This is a genomic window from Lentzea alba (genome assembly GCF_047445655.1).
Classification (GTDB): domain Bacteria; phylum Actinomycetota; class Actinomycetes; order Mycobacteriales; family Pseudonocardiaceae; genus Lentzea; species Lentzea alba_A.
In genome coordinates this window covers 268394-292824 of sequence record NZ_JAJAEG010000001.1, presented here as the reverse complement: position 1 = coordinate 292824, position 24431 = coordinate 268394, and the positions used below count along the sequence as shown (strand labels likewise).

Here is a 24431-nt window from a genome sequence, read left to right as displayed (position 1 = left end):
TTGATCGACTCCTCGTACCTCGCCCAGTTCCGTGAACCGGAGGGGTACCTCGACTTCGCCCGCTTCGGTCCGCCGTCTCTGGCGGTCGTCACGGCCACGTCGCGTCTGATGGAACAGGCCTCGCTCGCCGGTCCATCCACAGTGGACACGCTGATGCGCGAGGAACAGCGGGTGAAGGCCGCCGTCGCGCGGTTGTGCCGGTCCGACACCGATCATGTCGCGCTGGTTCCGAACACGTCGATCGGTCTGTTCCAGGCGGCTTTCGGGTTGTCTGGGACTGTTATGTACAGCGCTGCTGAGTTTCCTTCCAACACCTATCCGTGGGTGCGGGCTGGGCTGCCATCCGTTGTGCTGGAAGGGCCGGTGGCGGCGGCTGCTGTCGCGAACCACCTGACGCCTGAGGTTTCCGCGTTGTCGGTGTCCGCTGTGGACTTCCGGACCGGGTATCGGGCGGATCTGGCTACGTTGCGCGAGGTCATCGGTGATCGGCTGCTGATCGTCGACGGGATCCAGGGCTTTGGGGTGGTCGACGAACCCTGGGAACTCGCCGATGTGCTCGTGGTCGGTGGGCAGAAGTGGTTGCGGGCCGGGTGGAGCACCGGGTTCGTGGTGCTGTCGGATCGGGCGTTGGAGCGGCTTTCGCCTGTGCTGTCCGGGTGGACGGGTGCGGTGGACGCCGGGTTGTTCGACAACTCCGTGCACGACGCGGCGTCCGATGCGGCTTCCTGGAACATCACGAATCTTTCGCCGGTGGTGTCGGGGGCGTTCGCGGAGGCCCTCGAACTGGTCGAGCTCGCTGGGGTTGGCGAGCTCGATGCGGCGGTTTCGGGGGTGGTCGCGGAGCTTGAGGAGATCGTGCTGTCTTGTGGCGGCAAGATCGTGTCGGCTCGGGAGCGGCGGGCCGGGATCTTGGCGTTCACCATGCCTGAGGCGGCTTCGGTGGTCGGGGAGGCTTTGAACGCCTTTGGGATCACGGCGACTGTTCGGCCTGAGCACGTTCGGTTGTCGCCGCATGCCACTACTTCGCGTGGGACGTTGGAGCGGGTGCGGGCTGCCTTGAAGTCGTTGTCCGGGGCGGCTGCTTCGCCGGTGCCGGCTGCGTTGTCTGCGCTGGTGCCGACCGTGGACTCGCTTGCCTCGGCGCTGGGGCCGGATACCGAGGTTGTGGTGCATGACCTGTCTCGGTTGCCCAACTCGATCATCGCTATCGCCGGGTCGTTGACCGGGCGGCAGGTGGGTGGGCCGATGACCGACCTGTTGCTCGGGCTGGTTCGGCGTGGCACGACCACCGATATGCCTGGGTATGAGACGTATGCGCCTGATGGGCGGGCGATCTGGTCGTCGACCACCTTTGTGCGGGATGCGGCTGGGGTGGCTGTGGGGTGTTTGTGCGTCAACAAGTTGGCGGCGCATGAGGCTTCTGGGCCGGTTGAGCACTTTCCACAGGATGTTGACACGTTGCAGCGGGTGTTGGTGGAGAAGGCGATCGCTGACGTTGGTGTGCCCGTCGAGCTGATGAAGAAGGTGCACAAGTCGCAGGTTGTGCGGGTGTTGGACGAGGCGGGGTTCTTCCTCATCCGGGACTCGGTGGATCACCTGGCGGGTGTCCTGGAGGTCACCAGGTACACGATCTACAACTACCTCAACGAGAACCGAGGGACCTGAGCAGGGCTTTCCAGGCGGGGGACGAGAACGCGAGGACGTCGCCGCTCGCGTTCTTCGAGTCCCTGACCAGCGCGTCGTGGTCCAGCGAAACCTCGACGCACTCACCTTCTTCGGTGCCGTCGCTGTAGCTGCTCTTACGCCAGGCTCGGTCCTGAGTCATCTAGGCCCTCTCGCGGTTGGCCGACGTACTCCGCCAGCTTGCTCCGCGATTGTTCCGCACTCAAGGCGACCTGGTCCAAGCGGTCGAAGAGGAGCCTCGTCCGAGCGATCGCGCCTGGATCCTCCACGAAGACCTTTGCGAGGTTGGTCTCGCTGAAGACGACCGGCCTCGCCTTCTCAAACTCCCACAACACGCAGCCTGTGGCAGCCATTGGTGCGTTCGCAGGCACGATCCGGATGGTGTGCGTGTTGAACAGCAGTCGCGCGTACTGGTCCTCCATGATCTGGCAGCTCCCGACCTCCAGTTGCAGCGCATGCTCGTGGACGAAGAACAAGCAAGTCGGCCGATTGTGCCGCCGCAGGATCGTCTGGCGGTCGGTTCGGAACTGGACGAGGGCAGGGATGCGCTCCTCGGTGACGACACCGGTCATCCGGTAGAGGCCGTCGGCGTACTCCGGAGTTTGGAGGAGGCCTGGGATCGACTGGGGCGAGTAGCTGGTGATCTTTTTGGCCGTCGACTCGGCCATCGCCACGGTGCGGAGGCTGCCGGACACCTGCACGATGTACTCGTCGAAGGCGTACTGGTAGCGCTGCTTGAAGTTCGTCACGAAGTCGATGTCCTTGCCGCACATGGACAAGTACTGGATCAGGTCGATCTCGCTGGCACGCGCCTTGCCGTGCTCGACGGTGGAGACCTTGCTCGGGTCCCAGCCGAGCTTCTCGGCGAGCTCGTGGCCCTTGAGCCCGGTGCACGTCTCGCGCAGCCGCCGTAGCTCGTCGCCCAGGTCCCTGCTGTAAGCGGTGGAGGGAGTCATGCGTCGACGCTATGGGTTGTATTCAATTCAAGAAGCCGCTCGTTCGGGTGAAAACGGTGGCCGCGTCCCGGTACTACTTTCCCTCGGCTTGCATCTTTCGCTTAACGACATCTCATGTTTATCGTTCAAGTGTGAGAGCGCTCTCAAAGGTGAGATGGCTGGCCGGCCTGGCCGCCGCAGCGATTGCCCTGTCGTCACTTGCCTCGTCCACGACTGCTTCAGCGGCCGAGGACTACACGCAGAACGTGACGGCGCTGGACTCCACTCAGGCGAGGATCAACTTCACGCCGACGACCCCTGCCCTGTACGTCGACGTGCACTACCTCATCACCGGTACTCCGCAGCAGAACTTCCGGATGACGAACAACGCCGGGACCTGGCAGAAGACGGTCGGTTCGCTGTCTTCCGGCACGCAGATCGAGTACTGGTTCACCTACGAGAAGGGCGGCCCGCAGTACGACTCGCCGCACTTCACCTACACGCACGGCAACACGCAACAGCCCGTTGCGACGCCGACGTTCAGCCCGCCGGGTGGCGCGTACACGTCCGCGCAGACCGTGACGATCTCGACGGCCACCGCCGGCGCCGCGATCCGGTACACAGTGGACGGTTCGACGCCGACGGGCAGTTCTCCGCTCTACACCGGGCCGATCTCGGTGCCGACCAGTCGCACGATCAACGCGATCGGCATCAAGGCGGGGCTGGCGAATTCCGCAGTGGGAAGCGCCACCTACACGATCGGCACGACGCAAGGATGCGTCCAGTCGGACAACCCGAACTTCGGGCCGAACACGCGCATCTTCGACCCGAGCATGTCCCCGGCCAGCATCCAGACGCAGCTGGACGCGGACTTCAACATGCAGAAGGACACGCTGACGGCGCAGATGGCGCCGCGCCGGGTCGCGCATCTGTTCAAGCCCGGCACGTACAACGGCATCCATGACGACGTCGGTTACTACACGTCGGTTGCGGGTCTTGGGCGCAACCCTGGCGACGTGGTGATCAACGGTGACATCACCGTGGATGCGTTCAACGAGTCGGACAAGGGTGTTGCCCTGCAGAACTTCTGGCGCTCAGCGGAGAACATGGCGGTCGTCCCGAGCAACGGCACCAACCGGTGGGCGGTCGCGCAGGCGGCGCCGTTCCGGCGGATGGACATTCGCGGCAACCTGGCGCTGTACCCGGCGTCGTACGGGTTTGCGTCAGGCGGCTACACGGCTGACAGTCGTGTGTCTGGGCTGACGGCGTCCATCTCGCAGCAGCAGTGGTACACGCGCGATTCCAACTACGGCAGTTGGGAAGGCGGTGTGTGGAACATGGTGTTCTCCGGTACGCCGGGGGCGCCGCCCAACACGTTCCCGACGCCGCCCGAGACGAACCTGGCGACCACGCCGATCTCGCGGGACGTGCCTTACCTCTACCTCGAGGGTGGCCAGTACCGCGTGTTCCTGCCTTCCTTGCGCACCAACGCTTCCGGCGCGTCGTGGATCAACGGTGGCACGCCTGGTAGCTCGTTGCCGATGAGCCAGTTCTACGTAGTGAAGGCCGGCGACACGGCTTCCACGATCAACGCGGCGCTGGCGAGCGGCTGCAACCTGTTCTTCACGCCGGGCATCTACAACGTCAACCAGACGATCAACATCACGCGGCCGAACACCGTCGTGCTGGGCATCGGCTACCCGACGATCGTGCCGCAGAACGGCGTGACCGCGATGCAGGTCGCGGACGTCGACGGCGTGCGCATCAAGGGCATCCTGTTCGACGCCGGCACGACGCTGTCGAACTCGTTGCTGACCGTGGGGCCTGCGGGTTCGTCGGCTTCGCACGCGGCCAACCCGACGACCTTGCAGGACGTGTTCTTCCGGGTCGGTGGAGCGATCGCGGGCAAGGCGACCAACAGCCTGGTCGTCAACAGCCACAACACGATCATCGACCACACCTGGGTCTGGCGCGCCGATCACGGCAATCCCGGCACGTGGGGCTGGGACGAGGCGATCGGTGACACCGGCGTGATCGTGAACGGGAACAACGTGCTGGCCACGGGGTTGTTCGTCGAGCACTACCAGAAGTACCAGGTGATCTGGAACGGTCAGGGCGGGCGGACGATCTTCTTCCAGAACGAGATGCCTTACGACGTGCCGAACCAGGCGTCCTGGATGGCGCCGAACGGGGTGGCCGGGTACGCGGCCTACAAGGTGGCTGATCACGTCACCACGCACGAGGCGTGGGGACTGGGGAGCTACTGCTTCTTCAACGTCAACCCGTCGGTGCGGGCCGAGCACGCGTTCGAGGTGCCGAACCGGCCTGGAGTGAGGCTGCACAACCTGTTGACCGTGTCGCTCAACTACCAGGGAACGATCACCCACGTGGTCAACGACGTGGGGGCGGTGACGCCGCCGGGCACGGTGCCGGTGAACGTCGTCAACTACCCGTAGCAGCGTCGTGAAATACGGCCCGTCACCTGAGGTGGCGGGCCGTATTCTCGCTGGGTGAGCAAGACGACGACGGTCACCGTGGGGGAGCGCTACTTCTGGGCGTTGTACGACGCGTTCGCCGTGTGGTTCGCGGACCGGCGAGGAGCTTGTGCGGGTCGGGTGCGTGCTGGAGGTGGCCGACGGGTTTCTGCGGCTGCTGGACGGCACCCTGCCCGACGACCCGCACCTGGGCTGGTGGTTCCTGGGCACCGGCCGCGGCTGGCAGGTGATCGACCGCCTCTACCACGACGACGGGCGGCCCGTGCGGCGTTCGTGAGTGGGTCGATTTCGTTTCGTCGGGACGGCGTTGCATGATGCGTTGCATGTCGATCGAGCGTGGCGCGGAGTTCGCCGAGTTCTGGGCTGAGCGGCACCTGTGCACGCTGTCCACCGTGCGTCCGGACGGGACTCCGCACGTCGTGCCGGTCGGGGTCACGCTCGACCAGGAGGCCGGCCTGGCGCGGATCATCACGCACGGTGCGTCGTGGAAGGTCAAGCACGTGCGCAAGGCCGGGTACGCCGCTGTGTGCCAGGTGGACGGACGGCGTTGGTCCACGTTGGAGGGTCCGGCGGTTGTTCGCGACGACGTGGAATCCGTTGCGGAGGCCGTGCGGCGGTATGCGCTTCGCTACAAGCAGCCTCGGGTCAACCCCGAGCGCGTCGTGATCGAGATCCAGGTGCGGCGTGTCACCGGAACTCTCTGACGTTGTCGTCGTCGGCATCGGGGCCGACGGGTGGGACGGGCTGTCTCCTGCTGCCCAAGCCGCGGTCCGGGGCGCGAAGGTGCTGATGGGGTCGCGGCGGCAGCTCGATCTGGTGCCGGGGGAGTTCGAACGGGTCGCGTGGCCGTCGCCGCTGGTACCGGCGTTGCCCGCGCTCTTCGAGAAGTATCGCGACGGCGTCTGTGTGCTGGCGTCCGGCGATCCCATGTTTCACGGCATTGGCACGACTTTGGTCCGTTTGCTGGGTTCGCGGGTTACCGTGATCCCGCACCCCTCGTCGGTGTCGCTGGCCTGTGCTCGGCTCGGGTGGGCGCTGAACGAGGTCGAGGTCGTGTCGCTGGTCGGGCGGTCTGCCGATCTGCTGCGGCCCGCGTTGACGCCTGGGCGGCGCGTGCTCGTCCTGGGTGGTGATCCGGCGGCGGTGGCTGCGCTTGCCGGACCGGTGACGGTGCTGGAGCAGTTGGGTGGGCCCGCCGAGCGGGTCTACGAGTGGTCCGGGGAGAGCTCGGACCCGTTGTGCGTCATCGCGATCGAGTGCACCGGGAGCGGGTATTCGCGGGTGCCGGGGTTGCCGGACGACGCGTACGAGACCGATGGCCAGTTGACGAAGCGTGAGGTGCGGGCGATTTCGCTGTCGACACTGGGGCCGTTGCCAGGGCAACTGTTGTGGGACGTCGGGTCCGGGTCGGGTTCGATCGCGATCGAGTGGTCGCGGACGCATCCGACGTGCCGGGCGATCGCGGTGGAGCAGTCCGCCGAACGGGCTGAGCGGATCGTCCGGAACGCTGCCTCGCTGGGTGTTCCCGGAGTCGAGGTCCACATCGGACGGGCTCCGGAGGCGTTGGAGGGGCTGGAGAAGCCGGACGCGATCTTCATCGGTGGCGGGCTGACGGTGCCGGGCATGGTGCAGACGTGCTGGGACGCCCTGGGCGCCGGTGGGCGGCTGGTGGTGAACGCCGTGACGCTGGAGTCCGAGGCCGTGGTGGCGCAGTGGTACGCGAAGGTCGGCGGTGACCTGGTGCGGATCGCGGTGAACCGGGGGTCGTCGGTCGGCCGGTTCACGGGGTGGCGGCCGCAGATGCCCGTGACGACGTGGAGCGTGACCAAGTGACCGTGCACTTCATCGGCGCTGGTCCCGGGGCCGCTGACCTGATCACGGTGCGGGGGCGGGATCTCATCGCCTCCTCGCCGGTCTGCCTCTACGCGGGTGCGCTGGTTCCTGTTGAGCTGCTGGACTTCTGCCCCGCCGGGGCTCGCAAGATCGACACGGCCGAGCTGACGCTGGACGAGATCCTCGCGGAGCTGGTCGCGGCTGATGAACAGGGCTTGGACGTGGCTCGGCTGCATTCCGGGGACCCCGCGGTGTTCAGCGCGATGGCCGAGCAGATGCGCCGGTTGGACGCGTTGGGGATTTCGTACGACGTGACGCCGGGGGTGCCGGCGTTCGCAGCTGCTGCGGCTTCCTTGCAGCGTGAGTTGACCGTGCCCGGGGTTGGGCAGACGGTGATCCTCACCCGTACTTCGCAGCGCGCCACGCCGATGCCTCCCGGTGAGGACCTGGACACGTTGGGTCGCAGTCGCGCGACTCTCGTGCTGCATCTGGCTGTGCAGCGGATTTCCGACGTGGTCGCGGAGCTCGTGCCGAACTACGGCGTGGACTGCCCGGTCGCGGTGGTCGCGTACGCGTCGCGGGCTGACGAGATCGTGCTGCGGGGGACGTTGGACGACATCGCTGATCAGGTGCGGGCCGCGGGGATCAAGCGGACCGCGGTGATCATCGTGGGGCAGACGCTGGGGGCCACGCAGTTCCCGGACAGCCACCTGTACTCGGCGACGCGCGTCCGATGATCTTGATCCTCGGTGGGACCGGGGAGGCACGTGAGCTGGCTTCCCGGGTTCCGGCGATCTCGTCCCTGGCCGGTCGTGTGAGTTCGCCGCGGCTGCCGGTGGGTGAGGTGCGGGTCGGTGGGTTCGGGGGCGTGGACGGGCTGGCGCAGTGGTTGCGGGACAACAACATTCACGCCGTGGTCGACGCCACCCATCCGTTCGCGGCTCGGATCACCTCGAACGCCTTTGAGGCTTGTGCGGCGGTTGGGGTGCCGTTCCTGATCCTGCGGCGGCCTGGGTTCACGCCTGAGCCGGGGTGGCGTTGGGTGGACAGCGTTGCCGAGGCGGCGGCGAACCTGCCTGGTGAGCGGGTGTTCCTCACGACCGGGCGGCAGGATCTCGCCGAGTTCGCCGGGTGTTCGCAGTGGTTCCTGGCGCGGATGGTCGAGCCGCCATCGCCGCCTGTGCCGCAACGGATCGAGGTGCTGCTGTCGCGCGGACCGTTCACTGTGGACGGTGAGCTGGAGCTGATGCGATCGTGGCGGATCGATGCTCTGGTGACCAAGGACAGCGGTGGCTCGATGACGTCGGCCAAGCTGGAAGCCGCGCGGTTGCTGGGGATTCCGGTGGTGGTCGTGCGCCGGCCACCGCTCCCGCCTGCGGAAACGGTGGCCGACGTCGATGCTGCGGTCAGGTGGTTGGGTAGCGTCGCGGGGTGAACACGACTCCCTTGTCGGTCACGATCGTCTGAGACGAGCCGATGATCAGCAGGCAGCGCATGTCGATCGTGGCCGGGTCGAGCGTGCCGAGCGTGAGGACGCGGATCTCTTCCTCGGGGCCGCCGACGTCTCGTCCTACCACCAGTGGGGTTTCTGGGGCGCGGTGCTTCAGCAGCAGGTCGCGCATGTCCGCTACCTGGTGCGTGCGGGCCTTGGACGCCGGGTTGTAGATCGCGATGACCAGGTCGGCCTTGGCGGTGGCGGTCAGGCGTTCCGCGATGACGTCCCACGGCTTGAGGCGGTCGCTCAGCGAGATCACCGCGTAGTCGTGGCCGAGTGGGGCGCCTGCCTTTGCTGCCACGGCGTTTGCCGCGGTGACGCCGGGGATGATGCGCACCGGGACGTCCTGGGCTTCTGCCGCGACCTCCAGGACCGCGGTGGCCATCGCGAAGATGCCGGGGTCGCCAGAGGAGACGACCGCCACCCGCTTGCCCCTGCGGGCCAGGTCCAGGGCGAACGCCGCTCGTTCGGACTCGACCTGGTTGTGGGAGGCGTGTTTCGTCTGGCCGGGGCGGGTGGGGACGCGGTTGAGGTAGGTGCTGTAGCCGACCAGGTCGTCGGCGGACTCCAGGGCTTGTTTGGCCTCGGGGGTGAGCCATTCTCGTGCGCCTGGGCCGAGGCCCACGACCACGACCTCGCCCTTCGGCTTGGTGGGCTTGGACTGGCTGGGGAGCAGGGCCAGGGAGAAGTACGGGACGCTGTCGGGGTCGACGTCGGCGAGCTTCGAGGTCTTCTGGCGGCCCGTGGTGGCGCGTTCGACGTACCACGCGCCGTCGAGCCTGCCCGCCTTGTCGAGTGCTTCCTTGACGTTGCCGAAGGTGCGGCCCAGCTTGAGGATCGCGGCCGAGTCGGTGTCGGCGAGGCGCGTCGCGAGCTCTTCCGGGGACAGGGTGCCGGGGAGGATCGTGAGGACCTCGTCGCGTTCGACCAGCGGGGTGCCCAGGACCGCGCTGGCACCGCTGACGCTCGTGACGCCGGGGACGACTTCCCAGTCGTAGCGGTCGGCGAGGCGTTTGTGCATGTGCATGTAGGAGCCGTAGAAGAACGGGTCTCCGGCGGCGAGGACGACCACGTTCCTGCCGGCGTCGAGGTGAGCTGCGAGACGGGCTGCGGCTTCCTCGTAGAACTGGTCGATCTCGCCCTGGTAGTCGTCCGTGTCCTCGGTCGTGACCGGGTAGATCAGCTGTTCCTGGATCTGCGGATTTGGATCATCTTGGCTGCGGAAGTACGGCTCCGCAATGGTTTTCGCGACGCTGCGGCCGTGGCGGGCGCTGTGGAACGCGACCACGTCGGCTTCCCTGATGAGTCGCGCGGCCTTGACCGTCACGAGTTCGGGGTCGCCCGGACCCAGGCCGACGCCGTAGAGCTTGCCCGTCATTCTTCCTCGCTCGCGATCGCGTTGATGGCCGCTGCCGTCATGGCGCTGCCGCCGCGCCGGCCGTGGACCACCAGGTGTTCCAGATCCGTTGCGGCCAAAGCTTCTTTGGATTCCGCCGCGCCGATGAAGCCCACCGGGATGCCGAGGACGGCGGCTGGTCGTGGCGCCCCTGCGTCGATCAGGTCGAGCAGGTGGAAGAGAGCGGTGGGGGCGTTGCCGATCGCGATCACGGCGCCCTCGAAGCGGTCCTGGAGGAGTTCGAGGGCGGCTGCGCTGCGGGTGTTGCCGATGGTCTTGGCGAGGTCGGGCGTGCGGGGATCCTGGAGGTAGCACAGGACTTCGTTGTCTTTGGGGAGACGGCGGCGGGTCACGCCGGACGCGACCATGTTGGCGTCGCAGAGGATCGGGGCGCCTGCTCGCAGAGCTTCGCGGGCGTTGCGGACGACGTCGGGGGAGAAGGCCACGTCGTTCGGCAGGTCGGTCATGCCGCACGCGTGGATCATGCGGACGACCACTTTCGCGACGTCTTCGGGGAACCTGGTGAGGTCCGATTCCGCGCGGATGGTGGCGAAGGACTGGCGGTAGATCTCCGCGCCGTCCTTGATGTACTGCGTCACCTGATCTCCTCGTAGCCATCGCCGGTCGCGACGAACTCGATCACATCGCCGGCCGGGCGGCCGCAGCGGCGGGAGCAACCCGACCAGTGGACCTGGCCGGGGATGTCGGACCTGGTCCCTAGAATTGAAATTGGGGGTACCCGGCCGGGTGCGTGTGTGTGGTGTGTTCCGTCTACCCACGCGGCAGCGTCGGCGCGTACGTCAGAGAGTGACTTGGCGCAGCCGGGGCGGCCGGTGCAGGCGCTGACTCCGTGCCACGGCGAGGCGGGGTCGGTGATCAAACCGGTGGTGTCGGTGCCGGGCGGCACGATCAGCAAACGCCACGGGGTCAGCCGGATCGGCACGCCGGCGAGCTGGTGTGCGTCCAGACGGCCCAGCGGCACACCCGGAGCGGTCGGAGAGGGTGCGACCGGGGTCACAGCCGGGGTGATGCGCGGGGCGTCGGTGGCGCCGAAGTGCTCGGTGATCTTTCGCACACCGCCGTCCACTTCGGACAGGCGCCAGGCCGTTCCGCGCATCTCCTGGAAGAGGCGCGCTGCTGTCACCACAGCGTCCACCGGGTCGGTCACCCGGATGCCGGTATCGGTGCCCGCGAGCAGCAGAACGTCGTCCACCAGGCCGAAGTCGCCGCCGAGACCGCTCACCGGCAACCCGACGGTGACCAGGAAACGGCCTGGCAGCGAGGCCAGCAACGGGTCCGCGCACACGGCCGCGTCCAGGGCGTCGACCAGCGCCTGGTTGGGCTCCAGAGGTGCGGCGATGATGTTGCGGATGCGTTCGTGGGTGTCGGACGGGAGCAGGCCGGCGGCACGCAGCCGCGAACCCAGCTCAAGACCGTCGGCGAGGCCTCTGATCTGGAGGTTCGCGCGCGAGGTGAGCTCCAGCGTGCCGTTGCCCAGGTCGAGCGCGGCCAACCGGACGACGTCCCACTGAGCTGCGGAAAGGGTGCCGCCCGGTACCCGGATGCGGGCCAGGCCGCCATCGGCTGCCTGATGCAGCTCGACGGCGCCGGGGCAGGCATCCGGGTGAGTACGCATAGGTCGGACTGTAACCCGCCGGTTAGGGTGAGCCCGAACTGCGAAGCGCAGGAGGAAGCCGGTGCGAATCCGGCGCGGTCCCGCCACTGTGACCAGGGGATAGCCCTCTGGGAGTCAGGAACTCCGCTTCGTCGGTCACCCGCAACCTGGGGCGAGGACCCCACGAGGGATGGAGCCTGCGTGATCCTGCTGCTGTCGACCTCCGACACCGACCTGCTGTCGGCTCGGGCCTGTGGTGCCGAGTACCGGCTCGGCAACCCCGCACGAACCACCGTTGAAGACCTGCCGGCGCTCGTCGAGGGTGTCGACCTCGTCGTCGTGCGCATCCTCGGTGGCCGGAGGATGTGGGAGGAGGGGCTCGACTGGCTGCTGGCCAGCGGGCTGCCGGTCGTGGTGCTCGGCGGTGAGCAGCAGCCGGACGCGGCGTTGATGGAGCTGTCGACGGTGCCGGGCGGTGTTTGCGCGGAAGCGCACCTCTACCTGGCGCACGGCGGCCCGCAGAACCTCACGGAACTGCACAAGTTCCTGGAGGACACGATCCTGCTGACCGGGCACGGGTTCGCTCCGCCCGTGGCCACGCCGACGTGGGGTGTGCTGGAGCGTCCACAAGCCGGTGAGGGGCCCACGGTCGCGGTGCTCTACTACCGGGCGCATCACGTGGCGGGCAACACGGCGTTCGTGCACGCGTTGTGCGACGCGATCGAGGCCAAGGGCGGGAGGCCGCTGCCGGTCTACTGCTCGTCGTTGCGCACGGCCGAGCCGGAGCTGCTGGAGACGCTGGGGCAGGCCGACGCGCTGATCGTGACCGTGTTGGCGGCGGGTGGCACGAACCCGGCCAAGGCCAGTGCCGGTGGCGATGACGAGGCCTGGGACGTCGGGGCGCTGGCGGCGCTCGACGTGCCGATCCTGCAGGGGTTGTGCCTGACTTCGAGCCGTGAGTCGTGGGACGAGAACGACGACGGACTGTCTCCTTTGGACACCGCGACGCAGGTGGCGATCCCGGAGTTCGACGGGCGGATCATCACGGTTCCGTTCTCCTTCAAGGAGATCGACGAGGACGGCCTCACGGTGTACGTGGCCGATCCCGAACGGGCGCTGCGCGTCGCCGGTATCGCGGTCAGGCACGGGAAGCTGCGCCACATTCCCGTCGAGGACCGCAAGATCGCGGTGATGCTGTCGGCGTACCCGACCAAGCACTCTCGGATCGGCAACGCCGTCGGCCTGGACACGCCGGCGTCGACCGTGCGGTTGCTGAAGGCCATGCGGGAGCACGGTTACGACATCGGCGACGCGCTGCCGGGCGTTGACGAGCTGGACGGCGACGCGCTGATCCACGCGTTGATCGCCGCCGGTGGGCAGGACGCGGACTGGTTGACGCAGGAGCAGTTCGAGAGCAACCCCGTGCGCATCGCGGCGGCGGACTACCGCGAGTTCTACGAGACGCTGCCGGACGACTTCCGCGAGTCGATGCAGGAGCACTGGGGTGACGCGCCGGGCACGTTGTTCGTCGACCACTCGAAGTCTCGCGAAGGCGAGATCGTGCTGGCGGCGCTGGAGTCCGGCAACGTCGTGGTGATCGTGCAGCCGCCGCGAGGGTTCGGCGAGAACCCCATCGCGATCTACCACGACCCGGACCTGCCTCCGTCGCACCACTACCTCGCGGCGTACCGGTGGATCGAGTCGTCGTTCGGCGCGGACGCGGTGGTGCACGTCGGCAAGCACGGCAACCTGGAGTGGTTGCCGGGCAAGACCGTCGGCATGTCGGCATCGTGCGGCACGGACGCGGCGCTCGGTGATCTGCCGCTGGTGTACCCGTTCCTCGTCAACGACCCCGGTGAGGGCACGCAGGCGAAGCGGCGCGCGCACGCGACGCTGGTCGACCACCTGGTGCCGCCGATGGCCCGCGCGGACAGCTACGGCGACATCGCGCGGCTGGAGCAGTTGCTGGACGAGTACGGCAACATCTCCGCGATGGACCCGGCGAAGCTGCCGGCGATCCGCGCGCAGATCTGGACGTTGATCCAGGCCGCGAAGCTCGACCACGACCTGGGGCTGGACGATCGGCCGCACGACGCGGAGTTCGACGAGTTCCTGCTGCACGTCGACGGGTGGCTGTGCGAGGTCAAGGACGTCCAGATCCGCGACGGGCTGCACATCCTCGGCGAGGCGCCGACCGGAAGCGTGCGGGTGAACCTCGTGCTCGCGATGCTGCAGGCGCGGCAGATGTGGGGCGGTCAGGTCGCCGCGCTGCCGGGGCTGCGGGAGGCGCTCGGGCTCTCCTCCACTGCGCGTGAAGATGTTGACGCCGTTGAGGAACAGGCTCGCGGGCTCGTCCAGGCCATGGAGGACGCGGGCTGGGATGCCGCGGTGGCTTCGACTCTGCACGAGTCGGTCGACGTGCAGAAGATCCTGGAGTTCGCTGCCGTTGAGGTCGTGCCGAGGCTGGCGCGCACCACGGACGAGATGACGCACGTGCTGCACGCGTTGGACGGCGGCTACATTCCCGCCGGGCCGTCCGGATCGCCGTTGCGCGGCCTGGTGAACGTGCTGCCGACCGGGCGCAACTTCTACTCGGTCGACCCGAAGGCAATCCCGTCGCGCCTCGCGTGGGAGACCGGGCAGGCGATGGCGGACTCGTTGCTCGCCAGGTACCGCGAGGAGAACGACGGTGAGTGGCCGCCGTCCGTCGGCCTGTCGGTCTGGGGCACGTCCGCGATGCGCACGGCCGGTGACGACATCGCCGAGGTGTTCGCGCTGCTCGGCGTGCGGCCGGTGTGGGACGACCAGTCGCGCCGCGTGACCGGGCTCGAGGTCATTCCGGCCGACGAGCTCGGCAGGCCGCGCATCGACGTGACGGTCCGGATCTCCGGGTTCTTCCGGGACGCCTTCCCGCACGTGGTGTCCCTTTTGGACGATGCCGTGCAGCTGGTGGCATCGCTCGACGAGCCCGAGAACTTCGTGCGGGAGCACATGGTCGCGGATCTGGCGGAGCACGGTGACGAACGGCGTGCCACGCTGCGGATCTTCGGATCGAAGCCGGGTGCGTACGGCGCGGGCGTGCTGCCGTTGATCGACAGCCGCAACTGGCGCGATTCTTCCGACATCGCCGAGGTTTACGCGGTGTGGGGCGGATATGCGTACGGGCGCGGGGTCGACGGCGTGGCGGCGCGTGCGGACATGGAGTCGGCGTACCGGCGGATCGCGGTGGCGGCCAAGAACATCGACACCCGCGAGCACGACATCGCCGACTCGGACGACTACTTCCAGTACCACGGCGGCATGGTCACGATGGTGAAGGCGTTGACGGGCAAGGCTCCCGCGGCGTACGTCGGTGACAGCACGCGTCCGGAGGCGGTCCGCACCCGCACGTTGACCGAGGAGACCTCACGGATCTTCCGCGCCCGCGTGGTGAACCCGCGCTGGATCGGGGCGATGCGGCAGCACGGGTACAAGGGCGCGTTCGAGCTGCAGGCGACGGTGGAGTACCTGTTCGGCTACGACGCCACGACGGGCGTGGTCGCGGACTGGATGTACGAGAAGCTGACCGAGTCGTACGTGCTGGACCCGGAGACCCGCAAGTTCCTGCAGGCCTCGAACCCGTGGGCGTTGCACGGGATCGCCGAACGCCTCCTGGAGGCGGCCGAGCGGAAGATGTGGGAGCACCCGGAGCCGTCCACTTTGGACGCGCTCAGGGCGGCGTACCTCGAAACCGAGGGCGACCTGGAAGACGGCGCCTGATGTGTGAAGGGCTCTTTCGTGCACCTGAGGTGGACGAAAGAGCCCTTCATCGTTCTCGATGGAGCCGGACGCAGCAGTGACCAGGTGACGGATCGAGGCTCGCGGTGTGACTGCGGGCCTCGATACCGTCCAGGAGTCCGCTGATCAGGCAGAGGTTCATCCCGCACACCAGCTGGGTGTGCTTCTGGGCCAGGCTGTGGAACGGGCAGTTGCCCAGCAGGATCGTCTCGGCTTCCTGCCGCGGCTCGAACCCGAGTTCTTCCAACGCTTGTACGACGTTGTTGTCTGCTTGCGAGGCCAGGTCCTCGCCCCACTCGTAGGCCCGCCGGTTGAGGATCTCCCGCGCGGGTTCGCCCGTGGTCTCGGCTTCGAGGAGTGCGTCCGTGAGCAGGTGGCTCGCCGCCTCGTACCGCCGATCCGGCAGTGACACCTCGATCTGTTCGCCCGACCGCCGGTAGAGCTTGGCGGGCCGTCCCGCACCAGGTCCGGTGCGGCCGCTTCGGCGTTCGTGCAGCACGTCCAGGAGTCCCAGCTCGACCAGCTTGTCGAGGTGGAAGGCGGCCGTCGTGCGCGGCAGTCCGATGGCCTCCGAGGCCTCGTCCTTGCTGATGGGCGCGGTTTGGCGCACCACGAAGTCGTAGAGCCTGCGCCGGTTCGGCTCGTCCAGGGCCGCGACGGCGGCGACGTGGTCGGACATCTCTAAAACCTACTCCAGTTGACGAAAATCGGCACCCAGTTCTAACGTTAACCGAAGTTGTCGTTAGAAGGAGGAGTCATGGAAGTCCTGACGCGCACGGATCCCACGACGCAGGCGTTCGTGCTGTTGCGGACGGTGTTCACGGTGGCGCCGGTCCTGTTCGGGCTGGACAAGTTCTTCAACCTGCTCGTCGACTGGCCCGTCTACCTGGCGCCGTGGATCGACTCGATCGTGCCCGGTACGCCGCAGACCGCGATGTACATCGTCGGCGTGATCGAGATCGTGGCCGGCGTGCTGGTCGCGCTCGCACCGAAGTGGGGCGGGCTCGTCGTCGCCGCGTGGCTGCTCGGGATCATCGTCAACCTGGTGACCGGGCCCGGCTACTACGACATCGCGTTGCGCGACTTCGGTCTGCTGGTCGGCGCGCTGGCGCTGTCCCGGCTGGCGGCGGCTCGATGACGGACCCCGTCGACGTCGAAGCGGCGCGGCAGGCGGTGGCCGACCTGTTGAAGGCACTGGGGAAGGACCCGTTCTCGGTGCACCTGGCCGACACGCCCCGCCGCGTCGCCGAGGCCTATGCGGAGTTGTTGACGCCGCGGGCTTTCAACCTGACCACGTTTCCCAACGACGAGGGGTACGACGAACTCGTGTTGGCGCGCGGGATTCCCGTGCAGTCGTTGTGCGAGCACCACATGCTGCCGTTTCACGGGGTTGCGCACGTCGGGTATCTGCCCGGGGCGCGGATTCTTGGGCTGTCGAAGCTCGCGCGGGTGGTGGAGATGTTCGCTCGGGATCTGCAGGTGCAGGAGCGGCTCACCAAGCAGGTCGCGGACTGGTTGCAGGAACACTTGCAGCCCAAGGGGGTCGGGGTGGTGATCGAGGCCGAACACATGTGCATGACGTTGCGCGGGGTGCGGGTCAACGGGTCTCGCACCGTCACGTCCGCTTTGCAGGGGGTGCTGCGGTCGGATCCCGCGTCACGTCAGGAGTTCTTCACGCTCGTGCACTCCTAGACTGGGGCGCATGGGGGAGATTCACACGGGTGCCACGCTCACGCCGTCGTTCCGCGACTTCCTGCCCGCCTGGGTCACGAGCCAGGACTGGTACGACGGGCACGGAGCACTGCGGCCCACCGGGTTCTTCCGGTTCGAGGACCCGGCGGGCCAGGTCGGCGTGGAGACGCACCTGCTCCGGGACGGCGAAACGGTGTGGCAGGTGCCGCTCACTTACCGCCCCGCGCCGCTCGCCGGGGGTGCGCTCGTCGCGACGGCCGAACACAGCGTGCTCGGTACGCGGTGGATCTACGACGCGGTCACGGACCCGGTGTGGATCGCCGCGATCACGGACCTGGTCGCCACCGGTGGTGTCGCGCATCGGGCCGCCCGCAGTGGATTCGGCCCGGTCGAGGTGCGCGGCACGCTGATCCGCCCGACTCAGAAGCCGGTCATGATCGACCTGCACCGGCGGATCGTCCCGGACGGCCCGGCCGAGGACGCCGTCGGTGTGGTCACCGGGTCGTGGCACCAGGACGGGTCGGTGCGGACCGGTCGCCTGGCCGTGATCCGTCAGACTGGCCCGAAGACGTAGGTGCCGGCGGCCTCCGCGTTGTCGCCGGCCCAGAACTCGAACCACAGGTCGGCGAACTCCTCGCGCGACAGCTTGCCGTCACCGTCGAAGTCCAGCGCGGCGAAGTCCAGCACACCGTCGTACCCGAGCCAGGCCGCGATCATGGTCGCGTACTCGTCGCCGGAGATGTAGTCGTCGCGGTTCTCGTCGACGGCGGCGAACATCGCGTCCGCGGTCGAGGTGACCGCCTCGGGCGTCTTCGGCAGGGCGTCCACGATGGACAGGACGTTGTCCACAGTCACCTTGTCGTTGCCCGCGATGGCCTGCAGGGTCGCCCACCAGCCCATCATCACCTGGGAGAGCAGCTCTTCGTCGCCGCCGCGCAACGCCACCCAGCGTGCGGTCAGGGCGCGGAAGTCGCTCTCGTCCAGGTAGCCGTCACCGTTGGCGTCCATCGCGCGGAACACCACTGTCACCTTGCGTCGCTGCAAGTCGCTGGCCATGCGCAGCACGATAGGCCGAATGTTGCAACGGAAACTATCGGCCGAACGGGTCCGAACCAGTCAGCGGTCTAGTCCACATCGAGTGCTTCAGCCAGCTGCAGGCGGCCGGAAACGCCGAGTTTGCGGTACACACCGGACAGAACGCCCTCGACGGCGTCCGCGGGCATCAGCAACGTCGTGGCGATCTCCTCGTTGGAACGCCCACGTGCCGCCAGCGCCGCCACCTGGTGCTCGGTCGGGGTGAGTGCGGTCGGCCCGGTCTGCCGCATTCGCCGAGGTCCGGCACCGGTCGCCACCAGCTCGGAGTAGGCGCGGGCGGCCATTGCGGACGATCCGCATTTCTGGGCTAGATCCAGCGCGTCACGCAGGCACGCGCGCGCACCGGACGTGTCGGCTTGACGGCGCAGCACGACGCCGAGGTCGACCAACGCGCGCGCAAGCTCCAGACGCGCGGGGGAAGAGCGTAGGACTCGCACGGCTTCTTCGAGCAACGTGCGGCCGGCGGTTCCGGCGGTGACCCGGCCTGCCGCGCGCAACGCCATGCCCAACGCCCGTGGCGCACCCCAGGCGCGTGCCAGTTCCACCTCTTCCAGGGCAAAGTTTCTTGCCCGTTCACCGTCGCCCAGCGCCGCGCAGGCCAACGCAGCGCCGGAACGCCAGGCCAGCGCGGCAGGGTTGCGATAGGGCCAGGCCGCGCAGTGTCGTCCGGCGGCCAGGAACGATTCCAACGCCTCGTGGTCGTCGCCTCGCGCGGTGAACATCCGTCCGCGCACGGTGAGCAGACCGCCGAACGTCCACAGTCGCCGTGCCTCGTCGGAGGAGGCCTCGGCGATCACCGTGGCGGCCTCGTCCGGGCGGCTCTCCTCCAGCAGGATGTCGGCCAGCAGGGCGGCGTGCCAGGCCGAGATTGCGTGCCAGCGGCGGTCCTGGCGCAGGTGGTCGCACGCCAGGGTCAGGTCGGCGCGGGCGGAGGTCAGATCTCCCTTGCGGCGCTGGACGTTCGCGCGCATCACGTACGTCAGCGCCCGCAGCGCCGGGGCCTGCGCGCGATCCACGTCGTCCAGCACGGCGAGCGCGGCGTCCAGTGAGTCGGCCAGGTTCAGGATCATCGCGGACGTCAGCGAGGACATGGTGGTCGACGTGGACACCAGCGGTACCGCGTCCTGAGCGCTGATGTCGCCGACCATGACGTGGTGCAGCACTCCGGCCGGCGTGTCCAGCGAGATCGACGACGGGACGGCCTCCTGCCACGCCAGCCCGTGCACGGCGAGATGTGCTTGCGCCCAAGCGGAACCGCGCGAGAGCACCGCCGTCAGCTCGGCCGGCTTTCCTTCGGCGTGCAGGGCATAGGACAGTGCCACAGCGGATTCGACATCGTCCTCATTGGACTGAAAAGCCTCGCGCAACCGGGCCGAAGCACCGGGGAGGTTGCCGACCAGCTCGGCAACGCCCAGCAGCCGCAACGCCCGCGACGGGTTCGCGACCGGTTCGCGCAAAGCCCGCCACAACAGCCGGGCGGCCCCGGACGTGTCGCCCCGGTTCACGGCCTCCTGCGCGGCACGGTCCAGCACCTCGCCCGCCCACGGCTCCAGTCCCGGCGAGGTCTCCAGCAGATGTTCGGCCACGACTCGGTCAGAGGCGCCGTGGGTGCGCAACGACCGGGCGGCCCGCAGATGCAAAGCAGCCCGCGCGGGCGCGGGCATGTCGTCGAGAACCGCCGGCCCGGCGACGCCGAGCAGTTCGACTGTTCGCATCGCCTCGGCCAGTTCGACCGGGCTCAGGCCCGCGAGCTCGGCCAGCACACCGGGATGTGGCGACGGTCCGAGCACGGCCATGCAGTGCGCAGCCGTAACGACAGAGGCCGGGCGGCGGCGCAGGCGAGCCGCCATGATCTCGCCGGCGACCTCGGCGCCGCGTTGCGCGACCCGCCACGCGGCCTCGGCGGTCGGTGGCACGCCGTCCTCGACCAGCCCCTTGATCAGGCGGGTCACCGTCAACGGGTTGCCGCCCGTCGACTCCACGCACGCCTGCACGAACTCAGGAGCCGGGGGACCGAGCGCCGGCGAGACCAGAGCGGCGACACCGTCGGAGGACAGGTTGTCGAGAGTGACGCGTTGGCACGCGGCCATGATCTCGCCATAAGAAGGGTCGTCGCACCGTTCACCGACCCCAACGGTCAGCAAGACGGCGATGGGCAGGCGCCGCACCCGCAACGACAGATAAGCGAGCCAGCGCAGCGACGCCGCGTCGGCCCAGTGCGCGTCATCCACCGCGATGAGCAGTCCCGAAGAGCCCGCCAGCGCTGAAGCCAGTCGGTAGACGCCGTGCAGCACGGTGAAGTCCGCGGTCGGCGCGGTCAGTTGGAGTGCCCCGAGCGCCTCGGACGGGACGAGGCCGGGATCGATCATGTCGAAGAGTTGAGCCACGATCCCGAACGGCAGATCGGCTTCCAGCGCACTGCCGCGCGCCCGCACGACGTGCCGCCCGGAGGCTTCCCAGCGCGCGGCGAGATCGTCGACCGCCGCGGTCTTTCCGGTGCCGGGTGCGCCTTCCACGACGGTGGTCGTGCCCGGCGTCACCTGGTCGCTGATTCCGGCACACCACACTTTCAGCCGGTTTTCCAAGATCTCTCCACAATCCGTGGGTGAATGGATCAGCGGAATTGATGCTAGGAGAAACAGCGCCACTTGCCCAGGTAAAGGTTCTTACGCTATGGGCGTCTCAACAGGGTTGTTGCCCGTATGATCCGCCGGGCAACTACTCGAATGGGTAGCGGCAGCCGGGAGGCGGCCTCACATGGTCATCCGGACGGCCTAGGGGTGCTGCCTCAGGGCTGGTCGCCGCGTGGGTCGTTGTGGTAAAGCAGCGCTTGTTCTCCGCCGCCGCGGAGCGAAAGGAAAAATGGGTGTCGGGGAATCGGGACGGGGTGTTTCGCGGCCGTGAGGGAGAACGTGACCTCCTGAGCGGAGTGCTGGACGCGGGCACCGGTGTGGTCTTGGTCGACGGCGCGGCGGGAACCGGGAAGACGCGGTTGCTGGCCGAGGTCGCGACCGTCGCCGCGCGCCGCGGTTTCACGGTCGCCACCGCGCAGGACGAGCTGGACCAGCCACTTCTGCTGGCCCGGCTGGCAGAGCGGCAGCCGGACGGCCCCACGCTGGTCGTGCTCGACGATCTCCACCTGGCCGAGCCGGGAACCCTGGCCGCATTACGCGCATTGCTACCCGCCTCCACCCACGAGAAGGTCGTCTGGCTGCTCGCCCGCCGCTGTGGCGAGGGTGCGGACCGCCTGTTCGCCGCCGCGGCCGCACGGGGCGCCCTGCGAATCGAGCTGCGGCCGTTGACCGACAACGTGGTCGCGGACCTCGTCGCCGATCTCGCCGGCGGAATTCCAGATCATGATCTTCGCGCGCTGGCGTCCACCGCACAAGGAAATCCCGCTGCGCTCATTGGTCTTTTTCAAGCCCTCCTCGAAGACGGTCACGTCGAGATCGTCGGGGAGCACGCGTCGTTGCGCGCCGACCGGTCGCCGCGGCGGACCGAGGCGTTGATCCGCGACCGCGTCGGTTCGTTGTCCGGCAAAGCAAGGCACGTGTTGCAGGTCGCGTCGGTGCTCGGGCCGCGGTTCGAACCCGGTGACGTCGCGGAGATGCTCGCGTCGAGCACCGCGATCCTGTTGCCCGCGCTGGACGAGGTCATCGGCGCGGGCGTGGTGACGTCGCTGGAGGACCGGCTGGCGTTCCGGCACGAACTGGTGTGGCGGCTGGTCGCGGACTCGGTGCCCCCGCCCGTGCGGCGCGCGCTGCACCGCGAGGCCGGCGAGATGTTGCTGGGGCGCGGGGACTCCGCGGTCACGGCCGCGCAGCACCTGTTGCACGGCGCCCAGCGTGGTGACGTGCGCTCGATCGACGGGCTGGTCGCGGCTGCGAAAGCCGTGCTGTGGAACGCACCGGACGCGGCGGCCGAGCTCGCGGTGCGGGCGCTCGAGCTCACCGACCAGGCCTCGGCCTCGCTGGTGCACCGGACGGTCATCGCGGTTCGCGCGTTGACGGCGGCCGGAAAGCTGACGGCGGCGCAAGCGCTCGCGCAGGACGCGTTGTCCCGCCAGGTCTCCCCGGAACCTGCCGCCAAGCTGCGGCACTGCGTGGCCACCACGACGTTGCTGGGCGCGCAGCACGCCGAGTCGGTGGAGATCTCCGAGGCGCTGCTGGAAGAACCGGATCTGCTGCCGGATCTCGTGCCGTGGGTGGAGATCACCCGGATGATGGCGTTGCTCGGCCATGATCGGCGGCGAGCCGAGGAATTGGCCGAGGCGGTCGTGCGCACCCACACGGGCTCACCGGACGACGTGCTGGCGACGGCGTTGGCGGTGCTGGCCGCGATCGCGCGCGACACCGGACAGCCTGGTGCGGCACTGGAACTGGCGCGCGAAGCCGCGCAGTCCGTGACGTCGCACGACCTCTGCGCGTACCCGCAACTGCTGCTCGCGACGCTGCACTCGGGGCTGCGCGAGTTCGCGGAGGCGGACAGCGTGGTGCGGCGGGCGCGCAGCGGGCCGTCCGCGGTGGTGACCAAGGAGCTCATGACCTCGGTCGTGCAGGCGCGGATCCTGTTGCAGGCAGGGCGAATCGAGGAAGCGGCCGTGGAGGCGCGCGGCGCGTTGCAGATCGCGGAGGAGACGGGGCACGCCGCGTTGACGGCGCCCGCGTTGGCGGTGCTGGCGATGGTCGCGATCCACACCGGTGACCTGCCCGCCGCGATCGAGAGCGTCGAGCGCTACCGCGAACGCGTGCCGGTCGACGGGATCATGTTCTCGCGGGCCTACTACCAGTGGGCCGACGTGCTCGTGTCGTACGTCGGATTCGGGCTGGACAAAGCACTTGGACTGCTGACGGACGAGTATCCGGGGCTGGTCGCGTCCGGGTTGTTCGCCGAGGAACCCCGTGCCGCCGGGTGGTTCGTGCGCCGGGCACTGGAGGCGGGGGACGAGCGGCTGGCCAAGGCCGTGGTGGATCGCGTGGAACGGCTGGCGGAGGAGAACTCCGAATTCCGCGCGGTGGCGGCTGCGGCGTTGCACGCGCGAGGTCTGCTCGACGGCGACGCGTCGTTGCTGGAACAGGCTTCGCAGCAGCACCGGGACCTGTGGGCGCGGGCGAACGCGGCGGAGGACCTGGGCGTGATGCTGACGACCTCGACCGATCGCGCGGCATCGGTGAAGGCGCTGGAGAACGCGCTCGGGCTGTACCGGGAGATCGGTGCGTCACGAGACAGCGCGCGGGTGCTGGGACGGTTGCGCAAGCTCGGCCGGCGGCGGCGTGCGGCGCCGGTGCGTCCGGCGTCCGGATGGTCCAGTTTGGACGACACCGAACGGGCGATCGCGAACCTGGTGGCCAAGGGGCAGACGAACCGGCAGATCTCCACGCAGCTGTTCATGTCGCCGCACACGGTGAACTTCCACCTGCGCAAGATCTTCCGGAAGCTCGGGATCAGCTCTCGCGTCGAGCTGGTGATGAGGAGTCGGGACGACCAGTGACCCGTTTCGCCTGACGGCGCAGCTGCAGGATGCGGGCCGCACCGACGACCGCGACCAGCACGGCGCCGCCGATCGCGCCGAACAGCAGTGCCACGCCGAGCGGAAGGCTGGCCTCGCCCCACAGGAAGTAGATCGTCGCGTTGTCGCCGTTCTGCAGGATGAAGACGAGCAGGAAGATCAGCACGACGATCGCGACCAGCACGGCGATCCACGTGCCGCTGATCCGCGTGGGCCGCAGCTTCTTCGGTGCGGCCGCCGGTCGCGCGGCCGGGGGCGCGGTCGGGATCGGTTCCGTGATCGGCGTCTTCGGGGTCTCGTCGCTCGGGTTCGCCACGATCAGATTATCGGCGATCTGACGTGATCCCGCCTGCTGGCAAACGAGCTACTACAACCTGCGCAGGCCCGACAGGACCCGTTCGAGCAGCGCCATGTTCGGCTTGTCGCCGGGTTCGTGCACGGCGACCAGGCCGAGCGTGATCAGGTCGCTCAGCAGCACCCGCGTGACACCCAGCGGGATCTTCATGAGCGCGGAGATCTCGGCGACCGACCGCGGTTGCAGGCAGAGCCGCATCATCGACGCCTGGTCGTTGTTCGCGCGGTACAGCCGGTCCTCGTCCGTGGAGAGCAGCGTTTCCAGGCGCAGGTCGTGCCGGGCCGACGTACGGCCGCCGGTGCGGGCGTACGGACGAACGAGAGCGCTGTCACGCGTGGGAACCTGGGGAGGTTCTTCTTCCTGCATCGGCCACTCCGGGGGCGGTTCCGGTGGGCGTTGGCGCAACGGTTGCTGACGAGGCAGTTGCTGCGTCTCCGCGCCGTGCGGTTCTGGTGTCCGTTCGGCGCGCAGTCGTCTACGGGTCGCCGGAGACCCGAAACGCGCCCCCGTGTAACCGATTTCTGTCGCTTCCTCGTCGTGCACGTGCTCAA

22 protein-coding genes and 1 riboswitch are annotated in these 24431 nt (G+C 68.3%); of the genes, 12 read left to right on the top strand and 10 right to left on the bottom strand.

Annotated features, from left to right (window positions below):
* Nucleotides 1–1665: an aminotransferase class V-fold PLP-dependent enzyme gene (locus LFM09_RS01355; protein WP_414094345.1), complete on the top strand. Its 1665-nt coding sequence runs from the start codon at nucleotides 1–3 to the stop codon at nucleotides 1663–1665.
* Here the strand turns inward: LFM09_RS01355 and LFM09_RS01350 are convergent.
* Nucleotides 1643–1825: a DUF397 domain-containing protein gene (locus LFM09_RS01350; protein ID WP_414094344.1), complete on the bottom strand. Its 183-nt coding sequence runs from the start codon at nucleotides 1823–1825 to the stop codon at nucleotides 1643–1645. The genes LFM09_RS01355 and LFM09_RS01350 overlap by 23 nt on opposite strands.
* On the bottom strand, nucleotides 1800–2639 hold the full coding sequence (locus LFM09_RS01345; protein WP_414094343.1) for a helix-turn-helix domain-containing protein: 840 nt from the start codon (nucleotides 2637–2639) through the stop codon (nucleotides 1800–1802). The genes LFM09_RS01350 and LFM09_RS01345 overlap by 26 nt, the downstream gene beginning before the upstream one ends.
* Nucleotides 2640–2797: 158 nt before the next feature.
* Between LFM09_RS01345 and LFM09_RS01340 the strand changes: the two genes are divergently transcribed.
* The 6 genes from LFM09_RS01340 (at nucleotide 2798) to LFM09_RS01315 (ending at nucleotide 8381) form a co-directional block, all read left to right on the top strand.
* The gene (locus LFM09_RS01340; protein ID WP_414094668.1) at nucleotides 2798–5074 is read left to right on the top strand and encodes a chitobiase/beta-hexosaminidase C-terminal domain-containing protein; all 2277 of its coding nucleotides are present in this window, start codon (nucleotides 2798–2800) and stop codon (nucleotides 5072–5074) included.
* A 163-nt stretch (nucleotides 5075–5237) separates the two neighbouring features.
* Nucleotides 5238–5390, top strand: coding sequence for a hypothetical protein (locus LFM09_RS01335; protein WP_414094342.1), 153 nt, complete (start codon nucleotides 5238–5240; stop codon nucleotides 5388–5390).
* Nucleotides 5391–5436: 46 nt separating this feature from the next.
* Nucleotides 5437–5817: a TIGR03618 family F420-dependent PPOX class oxidoreductase gene (locus LFM09_RS01330; RefSeq protein ID WP_414094341.1), complete on the top strand. Its 381-nt coding sequence runs from the start codon at nucleotides 5437–5439 to the stop codon at nucleotides 5815–5817.
* Nucleotides 5798–6946 (top strand): precorrin-6y C5,15-methyltransferase (decarboxylating) subunit CbiE, encoded by a 1149-nt coding sequence (cbiE, locus tag LFM09_RS01325; protein WP_414094340.1) that lies wholly within the window; start codon nucleotides 5798–5800, stop codon nucleotides 6944–6946. The genes LFM09_RS01330 and cbiE overlap by 20 nt, the downstream gene beginning before the upstream one ends.
* A complete protein-coding gene (gene cobM, locus LFM09_RS01320; protein ID WP_414094339.1) occupies nucleotides 6943–7683 on the top strand; it encodes a precorrin-4 C(11)-methyltransferase in 741 nt (246 codons plus the stop codon). Before cbiE ends, cobM begins: the two co-directional genes overlap by 4 nt.
* Entirely contained in the window at nucleotides 7680–8381 is a 702-nt protein-coding gene (locus LFM09_RS01315) for a cobalt-precorrin-6A reductase (RefSeq protein WP_414094338.1), read from the top strand. Before cobM ends, LFM09_RS01315 begins: the two co-directional genes overlap by 4 nt.
* Here LFM09_RS01315 and LFM09_RS01310 read toward each other — a convergent pair.
* The 3 genes from LFM09_RS01310 to LFM09_RS01300 are packed head-to-tail and all read right to left on the bottom strand — an operon-like array spanning nucleotide 8353 to nucleotide 11473.
* Nucleotides 8353–9819 (bottom strand): precorrin-2 C(20)-methyltransferase, encoded by a 1467-nt coding sequence (locus LFM09_RS01310; RefSeq protein ID WP_414094337.1) that lies wholly within the window; start codon nucleotides 9817–9819, stop codon nucleotides 8353–8355. The two genes, LFM09_RS01315 and LFM09_RS01310, sit on opposite strands and share 29 nt — an antisense overlap.
* Nucleotides 9816–10436: a precorrin-8X methylmutase gene (locus LFM09_RS01305; RefSeq protein WP_414094336.1), complete on the bottom strand. Its 621-nt coding sequence runs from the start codon at nucleotides 10434–10436 to the stop codon at nucleotides 9816–9818. The genes LFM09_RS01310 and LFM09_RS01305 overlap by 4 nt, the downstream gene beginning before the upstream one ends.
* Nucleotides 10433–11473 (bottom strand): hypothetical protein, encoded by a 1041-nt coding sequence (locus tag LFM09_RS01300; protein WP_414094335.1) that lies wholly within the window; start codon nucleotides 11471–11473, stop codon nucleotides 10433–10435. Before LFM09_RS01300 ends, LFM09_RS01305 begins: the two co-directional genes overlap by 4 nt.
* 8 nt (nucleotides 11474–11481) lie before the next feature.
* A riboswitch (cobalamin riboswitch) is annotated at nucleotides 11482–11619 on the top strand.
* 34 nt (nucleotides 11620–11653) lie between these two features.
* On the opposite strand from LFM09_RS01300, the gene cobN reads away from it, so the two are divergent.
* Nucleotides 11654–15211 carry a cobaltochelatase subunit CobN gene (gene cobN, locus LFM09_RS01295; protein ID WP_414094334.1) on the top strand — a complete coding sequence of 1186 codons (3558 nt, stop codon included), beginning with the start codon at nucleotides 11654–11656 and terminating at the stop codon, nucleotides 15209–15211.
* A gap of 46 nt (nucleotides 15212–15257) precedes the next feature.
* Here the strand turns inward: cobN and LFM09_RS01290 are convergent, their stop codons facing one another.
* Nucleotides 15258–15908 (bottom strand): helix-turn-helix transcriptional regulator, encoded by a 651-nt coding sequence (locus LFM09_RS01290; RefSeq protein ID WP_414094333.1) that lies wholly within the window; start codon nucleotides 15906–15908, stop codon nucleotides 15258–15260.
* 78 nt (nucleotides 15909–15986) lie between these two features.
* Between LFM09_RS01290 and LFM09_RS01285 the strand changes: the two genes are divergently transcribed.
* From LFM09_RS01285 to LFM09_RS01275, 3 genes are read left to right on the top strand one after another with little or no spacing between them, the layout of a single operon-like run.
* Nucleotides 15987–16367 (top strand): hypothetical protein, encoded by a 381-nt coding sequence (locus LFM09_RS01285; RefSeq protein ID WP_414094332.1) that lies wholly within the window; start codon nucleotides 15987–15989, stop codon nucleotides 16365–16367.
* Nucleotides 16364–16921, top strand: coding sequence for a GTP cyclohydrolase I FolE (folE, locus tag LFM09_RS01280; RefSeq protein WP_414094331.1), 558 nt, complete (start codon nucleotides 16364–16366; stop codon nucleotides 16919–16921). Before LFM09_RS01285 ends, folE begins: the two co-directional genes overlap by 4 nt.
* Before the next feature lie 10 nt (nucleotides 16922–16931).
* A complete protein-coding gene (locus LFM09_RS01275; protein WP_414094330.1) occupies nucleotides 16932–17495 on the top strand; it encodes a maltokinase N-terminal cap-like domain-containing protein in 564 nt (187 codons plus the stop codon).
* Here LFM09_RS01275 and LFM09_RS01270 read toward each other — a convergent pair.
* Both LFM09_RS01270 and LFM09_RS01265 read right to left on the bottom strand, forming a co-directional pair.
* Nucleotides 17474–18037, bottom strand: coding sequence for an EF-hand domain-containing protein (locus tag LFM09_RS01270; RefSeq protein WP_414094667.1), 564 nt, complete (start codon nucleotides 18035–18037; stop codon nucleotides 17474–17476). The two genes, LFM09_RS01275 and LFM09_RS01270, sit on opposite strands and share 22 nt — an antisense overlap.
* Before the next feature lie 8 nt (nucleotides 18038–18045).
* Nucleotides 18046–20601, bottom strand: a complete 2556-nt coding sequence (locus tag LFM09_RS01265; protein WP_414094329.1) for an AAA family ATPase — start codon at nucleotides 20599–20601, stop codon at nucleotides 18046–18048.
* A 281-nt stretch (nucleotides 20602–20882) separates the two neighbouring features.
* Between LFM09_RS01265 and LFM09_RS01260 the strand changes: the two genes are divergently transcribed.
* Nucleotides 20883–23507: a LuxR C-terminal-related transcriptional regulator gene (locus LFM09_RS01260; protein WP_414094328.1), complete on the top strand. Its 2625-nt coding sequence runs from the start codon at nucleotides 20883–20885 to the stop codon at nucleotides 23505–23507.
* On the opposite strand, the gene LFM09_RS01255 is transcribed toward LFM09_RS01260, so the two are convergent.
* Both LFM09_RS01255 and LFM09_RS01250 read right to left on the bottom strand, forming a co-directional pair.
* Complete coding sequence (locus tag LFM09_RS01255; protein ID WP_414094327.1) at nucleotides 23461–23841, bottom strand: LapA family protein; 381 nt, start codon at nucleotides 23839–23841, stop codon at nucleotides 23461–23463. The two genes, LFM09_RS01260 and LFM09_RS01255, sit on opposite strands and share 47 nt — an antisense overlap.
* A gap of 51 nt (nucleotides 23842–23892) precedes the next feature.
* Nucleotides 23893–24423, bottom strand: coding sequence for a DUF742 domain-containing protein (locus tag LFM09_RS01250; protein WP_414094326.1), 531 nt, complete (start codon nucleotides 24421–24423; stop codon nucleotides 23893–23895).
* Between the last annotated feature and the right edge of the window lie 8 nt (nucleotides 24424–24431).

Excerpts from the sequence above, each read along its gene's own strand:
- LFM09_RS01285 (WP_414094332.1), top strand. The coding sequence starts at position 15,987 with ATGGAAGTCCTGACGCGCACGGATCCCACGACGCAGGCGTTCGTGCTG.
- LFM09_RS01345 (WP_414094343.1), bottom strand. The coding sequence starts at position 2,639 with ATGACTCCCTCCACCGCTTACAGCAGGGACCTGGGCGACGAGCTACGG.
- LFM09_RS01315 (WP_414094338.1), top strand. The coding sequence starts at position 7,680 with ATGATCTTGATCCTCGGTGGGACCGGGGAGGCACGTGAGCTGGCTTCC.
- LFM09_RS01310 (WP_414094337.1), bottom strand. The coding sequence starts at position 9,819 with ATGACGGGCAAGCTCTACGGCGTCGGCCTGGGTCCGGGCGACCCCGAA.
- LFM09_RS01275 (WP_414094330.1), top strand. The coding sequence starts at position 16,932 with ATGGGGGAGATTCACACGGGTGCCACGCTCACGCCGTCGTTCCGCGAC.
- LFM09_RS01290 (WP_414094333.1), bottom strand. The coding sequence starts at position 15,908 with ATGTCCGACCACGTCGCCGCCGTCGCGGCCCTGGACGAGCCGAACCGG.
- LFM09_RS01330 (WP_414094341.1), top strand. The coding sequence starts at position 5,437 with ATGTCGATCGAGCGTGGCGCGGAGTTCGCCGAGTTCTGGGCTGAGCGG.
- folE (WP_414094331.1), top strand. The coding sequence starts at position 16,364 with ATGACGGACCCCGTCGACGTCGAAGCGGCGCGGCAGGCGGTGGCCGAC.
- LFM09_RS01300 (WP_414094335.1), bottom strand. The coding sequence starts at position 11,473 with ATGCGTACTCACCCGGATGCCTGCCCCGGCGCCGTCGAGCTGCATCAG.
- LFM09_RS01350 (WP_414094344.1), bottom strand. The coding sequence starts at position 1,825 with ATGACTCAGGACCGAGCCTGGCGTAAGAGCAGCTACAGCGACGGCACC.